The following is a 1544-nucleotide window of genomic DNA, read 5'->3' as shown; positions in this document are numbered from 1 at the left end:
GCCGTGGTTGGAGACGACGATGCCGTCGATCCCGTTCTCGACCGCGATCCGGGCGTCACGCGGGCTCTGGATGCCCTTCAGCAGGATCGGCCCGTCCCAGTTCGCGCGGATGAGCGGCAGCCGCCCCCAGTCGAGGCCGGGGTTCTGGAAGATGCCGGCGAACACGACGCCCGCCGGCAGCGGGGCGACGTCCGCGGGGACGGGCATCCGCCGCTGGAAGACCGGGTCACTCGTGTAGTTCGCGATCCCCTTGTTCTCGAGGAACGGCGAGTACCCGCGGTCGAGGTCCAGCGGCCGCCAGCCGAGCAGCGTCGTGTCGAGCGTGATGACGAGGTGGGTGTACCCGGCTGCCTTCGCGCGGCGCAGGAACGACACGGTGAGCTCGTCGTCGGTGGGCCAGTACAGCTGGTACCAGCGCGCGCCGTCGCCGTTGGCCGCCGCCACGTCCTCCATCTTGTAGGCGGCCTGCGTCGAGTGGATGTACGTCAGCCCGAGCTCGGCCGCGGCGCGAGCGCTCGCGAGGTCGCCCTCCGGGTGCGCGAGCGTCTGCACCCCGACCGGCGCGAAGAGGACCGGCGCGGGCATGCGCGTCCCGAGGATGGTGGTCGAGAGGTCGACCTTCCTCGGCCTGCGGCCGCGGCGCCGCTTCACCCTCCAGCGCGCGAACGCCGCGGCGTTCGCGCGCGTGGTGTCCGCGCTGCCCGCCCCAGCGAGGATGTACGCGAGCGCCTCGGGGGAGAGGACCTTGGCGGCCTGCTCCTCGAGCTTCGAGAGGTCGTCGGGGATTGCTGCTGCGGCCGCCGCCTGCGTCATGGGCCGGAAGTATGACCCTCAGCCGGCTGGGCGCGGCGCAGTGCCGGTGTTCGGTCCATGGGCCCGAGCCGGCGGGCCCACGTCACGCAGACGACCGCGGGCCGGCGGCGGCGACCTCGACGAGCACGCGGGCGCGGGGCGTGCCCGCCAGCCCGGGCGAGGCGGCCGGCGAGGACCAGACGTTGGCTTCGAGGAAGGCCCGGAAGGCCGCCGCCTGCTCGGTGGTGTCGAACTCGAGGTCCACGCAGATGTAGTGGTCGTCGTCGTCGGGCTGGTGGACGCGGTGCGACCGCACCCCGGCGCGCTGCCGGGCATCAGCAAAGCGCCCGAAAGCTCCCAGCCAGGTGTCGATGTCCGTGATGGGATGCTCGATCCGCAGGGTCACCAGGGCGCGCCGACGCTATCGCGTCGGCGCTGGGTCCGGCAACCCGGGGCCGGAACGCCCCGCCCGTGACCGGGGCGGCCGACGACCGGGGCGGAGCGGGCTCACCGCACCCGCACCGTCGTGAGCAGGTACTCGGCGCTCGTGCGGATCGCCGGCAGCTGCACCTCGTTGGCCTCGGTGTAGATCGCTTGGACGGCCGCCCGCGCCTCCGCCCAGCGGCCCTCCGGCTCGAGCTCCGCCTTCGCCGTGACCATCGGGCCGAGGTTGGCCTCCAGGAACGCGAAGAACGCGTCCGCGTCGTCGTCCCCCCACGTGTTCAGGAGACGCTCGGTCTGCACGTCGTGGC

3 protein-coding genes are annotated in these 1544 nt (G+C 73.3%); all 3 read right to left on the bottom strand.

What is annotated here, in order from left to right:
• Window positions 1-813, bottom strand: an 813-nt coding sequence (locus ABYE80_RS20725) for an alpha-hydroxy-acid oxidizing protein (RefSeq protein WP_372792330.1), incomplete at its 3' end; no start/stop codon positions are given.
• A gap of 82 nt (window positions 814-895) precedes the next feature.
• Window positions 896-1198, bottom strand: coding sequence for a hypothetical protein (locus ABYE80_RS20720; RefSeq protein WP_372792329.1), 303 nt, complete (start codon window positions 1196-1198; stop codon window positions 896-898).
• A 101-nt stretch (window positions 1199-1299) separates the two neighbouring features.
• The coding region (locus tag ABYE80_RS20715) for a hypothetical protein (protein WP_372792327.1) at window positions 1300-1544 on the bottom strand (245 nt) is incomplete at its 5' end.

This window comes from Paraconexibacter sp. (assembly GCF_041602235.1).
Taxonomy (GTDB): domain Bacteria; phylum Actinomycetota; class Thermoleophilia; order Solirubrobacterales; family Solirubrobacteraceae; genus Paraconexibacter.
This window is presented reverse-complemented; position numbering and strand designations above follow the sequence as displayed.